This is a genomic window from Methylomagnum sp., assembly GCF_054333355.1.
On record NZ_JBTEKS010000375.1, the window covers coordinates 1 to 4,221 of the forward strand.

Sequence of the window (4,221 nt, forward strand, 5' to 3'; positions counted from 1 at the left end):
ATTCGGCGGTGATGCTGCACCTCGCCATGAAGGCGTTCCATCCCGGCAAGCCGCCGTTTCCGCTGCTGCATGTGGACACGACGTGGAAATTCCGGGAAATGATCGCCTTCCGCGACCGCATGGCGCACGACCTGGGATTCGATCTGATCGTTCACATCAACGAGGAGGGCGTGGCGCAGGGGATTGGGCCGTTCACCCATGGCAGCGAGAAGCACACCGACGTCATGAAGACCGAGTCGCTCAAGCAAGCCCTAGCCAAGTACCAGTTCGACGCGGCCTTCGGCGGGGCGCGGCGCGACGAGGAGAAGTCCCGCGCCAAGGAGCGGGTCTATTCATTCCGCGACCGCAACCACCGCTGGGATCCTAAGAACCAGCGCCCGGAGCTGTGGAACGTGTTCAACGGCAAGGTCAACAAGGGCGAGAGCATCCGGGTGTTCCCCCTCTCCAACTGGACCGAGCTGGACATCTGGCAGTACATCTATTTGGAAAGCATCCCCATCGTGCCCCTGTACTACGCGGCCATGCGCCCGGTGGTGCAGCGCGGCGGCACCCTCATCATGGTGGACGACGACCGGATGCCGCTGGAACCGGGCGAGGCGCCGGAAATGAAGATGGTCAGGTTCCGCACCCTGGGCTGTTATCCCTTGACCGGCGCGGTGGAATCGGAGGCGGCGACGCTGCCGGACATCATCCAGGAAATGCTGCTCACCACCACCTCGGAACGGCAGGGCCGACTCATCGACCACGACCAGGCCGCGTCCATGGAGAAGAAGAAGAAAGAGGGGTATTTCTGACCGGCGGGGGGGGGAGATAACCTTTATCCTCGCGAATCTGATCGAAATGGAGCATTCTATGAAAAGCGCGATTTGGATAATTTTCGACTTGGGCGTTCGGGGCGATTACGAAGGTATTTATACTTGGCTCGATCAACATGGCGCCAAAGAATGCGGCAATAGCGCGGCGTTTCTCAATTACGAATATTCTGGCGAGCTTCTCAGCGCACTGAAAGCCGACCTGGAGGAATCCATTCAGGTTTCCAAGAAAACCCGGATTTATGTCGCGTACAGCGATCTCGAAACAAAAAAAGTGAAGGGCCAATTCATTATCGGCGGACGCAAGGCATCTCCATGGGAGGGATATGCCGTGCGAGTCAGCCAAGTGGACGCCGACGAGAGCTGATGCGTGGAATATGCCCTTGTAGACACGGGCGTTTGGTATGGAATGTTCGACCGACGTGACGCGCATTTTGAGGAGGCCCAGGACAAAATCGAAGTATTAGAATTATTCCAACCGGTTTTGCCTTGGCCGACGGTGTACGAAACCCTGCGAACCCGATTTGTCAGAAACAGGCTCGCCTTGCAGCGATTTGAGGATTATCTGAAATCCCCCAGCATCATTTATCTGGATGACGCGCCATACCGGGACGAGGCGTTTGAGCTATCGTTGCAATCGTCCTTGCGAGAAGGCCGTCCCCTAAGCATGGTGGCTTGTTTGATTCGGCAGATACTCAAGGACGAGAATGCCAATATAAGTTATCTTGCCACGTTTAACGCTCCCGATTTCGCAGACCTTTGCGCTATTCGTGGGATAGATATTATTTGACCTGGGGGGCACTGGACGGGGGCATTGGCCCGACCTACGGATGAGCCACCGGCGCGGTGTCCGGCTCCGGTTCGGTGAACGCCCAGTCGATGACCAAGGCGGGCAGGACGTGGACTTCGGTGGTGCCGACGGTTTCCTCGATGAGCGCGGCGCCGTAGCGGTCCTCTTCCAGCAGATAACGGGTCAGCACCCGGTCGATGGGATGGACCAGCCAGTATTCCCGCACGCCGTGCCGCTCGTAGAGGCGCTTCTTGTGGATTTGGTCCGTGCGGGAGGTGCCCGGCGACAGCACCTCGATGATGAAGTCCGGGGCGCCCCGGCAACCGGCCTCGTCCAGCTTGGTCCGGTCGCAAATGACAGAAATGTCCGGCTGCACCACGGTTTTGGTGTCGTCATCGGCTTCGTTCTTCTCGGGCAGGCGCACATCGAACGGGGCAATGAACGGGCTACAGGGCTTGCCCAGAAGGTGGTTGGCAATCTGACGGCCCAACTCAAGCACCCATTCCTGGTGACTGCGGCTGGGCGCGGGACTCATGTTGAAGGCTTCGCCCTCAATCAGTTCCCAGCGTTCCTCGGCGGGCCAGCGGCGGTAGTCGCCATAAGTGAAATGTCTGGCGGGATTTTGTATGGCGCTCATGGCGGTCTCTCCCCGGTGAAATTAGGCTCACAGCATAAAAGTTCGTTTAGCCCCAAACAACAACCCACTCGTTTTTCCAAAGTTTGACGCGAAGCAACCCATGTCCCATCAATCCGACCTCATCGCCTCCGACATCCACGCCTACCTCACCCAGCACGAGCACAAGGAACTGCTGCGCTTCCTCACCTGCGGCAACGTGGACGACGGCAAAAGCACCCTCATCGGGCGCCTGCTGCACGATTCCAAGATGATCTACGAGGACCAACTGGCTGCCATTCGCAAGGACAGCGCCAAGTTCGGCACCACCGGCGACGATTTCGACCCGGCCCTCCTGATGGATGGCCTCCAGGCCGAGCGCGAGCAGGGCATCACCATCGACGTGGCCTACCGCTACTTCTCGACCACCCGGCGCAAGTTCATCATCGCCGACACCCCCGGCCACGAGCAGTACACCCGCAACATGGCGACCGGCGCCTCCACCTGCGACCTCGCCATCATCCTCATCGACGCCCGCCACGGCGTGCAGACCCAGACCCGGCGACACAGCTTCATCGTTTCCCTGCTGGGCATCCGGCATGTGATCGTGGCGGTCAACAAGATGGACCTGATGGATTTCAGCGAGGCGGTGTTCGAGCAAATCCGCGCCGACTACCTGGCCTTCGCCGAGAAGCTGGACATCCACGACATCCGCTTCATCCCGCTGTCGGCGCTCAAGGGCGACAACGTGGTCAACCCCAGCCCGCACATGCCCTGGTATCAAGGCCAGCCCTTGATGGAACTGCTGGACAGCATCGAAATCGCCGAGGACCAGAACTTCGTCAACCCGCGCTTCCCGGTTCAGTACGTGAACCGCCCGAACCTGGACTTCCGGGGCTACAGCGGCACGGTGGCGGCGGGCCTGTTCCGCAAGGGCGACGCGGTGATGGCCCTGCCCTCCCGCAAGACCAGCCGGATCGCCTCCATCGTCACCTACGACGGCGAGTTGGACGAGGCCTTCCCGCCGCAGTCCGTCACCCTCGCCCTGACCGACGAGATCGACGTGAGCCGGGGCGACATGCTGGTGCGGCCCGACGATTTGCCGTTGTTGGACACCCGTTTCCTGGCCCACATCGTGTGGATGACCGAGGCGCCCATGGTGCCGGGCAAGCAGTACACCCTTAAGCACACCACCCGCCTGGCGACCGGCTCCATCGCCCAGATTTGCCACCGGCTGGACGTGAACACCCTGGAAGAATCCCCGGCGGACGAACTCCACCTAAATGAGATTGCGCTTTGCGAAGTGGCCGTGACCGCGCCGCTGGCCTTCGATCCTTACAAGGTCTGCAAGGGCACCGGCTCCTTCGTCATTATTGACCGGCTGACCAACGTCACCATCGGCGCCGGGATGATCCTGGGCGCGGCGGAACAATCCGCAGCTTCCCACCGGGTGGCGGTGGAAGAACGCGCCGCCCGCTTCGGCCAGAAGGCCGTGACCCTGTGGCTGAGTGGCGAGAACCGCATAAAACTGGCTTACGACTTGGAGCGGCGGCTGTTCGATCTGGGTCACGCGGCGGTGGTGCTGGATGAGCCGGGTTTGGCCGGACAAGCGCGGGCGGTGGCGGAGCAGGTCAACCGGGCGGGCGTGATTTGTATCAGCACGCTGGATGGCGCGGAAGCGGGGGATTTGGTGGCACCGGGCTATGCCCTGACGGCGGAAGACTTGTTGGCGCTGTTGCGGGAGAACGGGGTTTTTGTCGGATAAATCGTAAGACAGGGGTGAAATTCGCGCCATACCTGTTTAATCCCCTCTCCCATCGGGAGAGGGTTAGGGTGAGGGGGATCAAACAAGATTTCTTCCTTAAAAAATACTTTTACGGGCGAGCCGAAAAAACCAAGCAAGGAAAAATCCTATTTTCATCCCCTCACCCCAGCCCTCTCCCTGAGGGAGAGGGGGCAAAACTTCAGTTCCCGGCGGGCGTTCCGAGCGGGATAAATTCCCCAAA

General features: G+C 60.2%; 5 protein-coding genes. 4 read left to right on the forward strand and 1 reads right to left on the reverse strand.

Features of this window, described 5'->3' with window-relative positions; translation table 11 throughout:
* The 3 genes from cysD to ACXWUF_RS19570 form a co-directional block, all read left to right on the forward strand.
* Nucleotides 1-794, forward strand: a 794-nt coding sequence (gene cysD, locus ACXWUF_RS19560) for a sulfate adenylyltransferase subunit CysD (protein WP_458496262.1), incomplete at its 5' end; no start/stop codon positions are given.
* 58 nt (nt 795-852) lie between these two features.
* On the forward strand, nt 853-1,179 hold the full coding sequence (locus ACXWUF_RS19565) for a hypothetical protein (protein ID WP_458496263.1): 327 nt from the start codon (nt 853-855) through the stop codon (nt 1,177-1,179).
* 3 nt (nt 1,180-1,182) lie between these two features.
* On the forward strand, nt 1,183-1,602 hold the full coding sequence (locus ACXWUF_RS19570; RefSeq protein WP_458496264.1) for a hypothetical protein: 420 nt from the start codon (nt 1,183-1,185) through the stop codon (nt 1,600-1,602).
* A gap of 34 nt (nt 1,603-1,636) precedes the next feature.
* Here ACXWUF_RS19570 and ACXWUF_RS19575 read toward each other — a convergent pair whose 3' ends face one another.
* Nucleotides 1,637-2,239, reverse strand: a complete 603-nt coding sequence (locus ACXWUF_RS19575) for a Uma2 family endonuclease (RefSeq protein ID WP_458496265.1) — start codon at nt 2,237-2,239, stop codon at nt 1,637-1,639.
* 100 nt (nt 2,240-2,339) lie between these two features.
* Here ACXWUF_RS19575 and cysN point away from each other — a divergent pair, with 100 nt between their 5' ends.
* Nucleotides 2,340-3,980, forward strand: coding sequence for a sulfate adenylyltransferase subunit CysN (gene cysN, locus ACXWUF_RS19580; protein ID WP_458496266.1), 1,641 nt, complete (start codon nt 2,340-2,342; stop codon nt 3,978-3,980).
* The last annotated feature ends 241 nt before the right edge of the window (nt 3,981-4,221 follow it).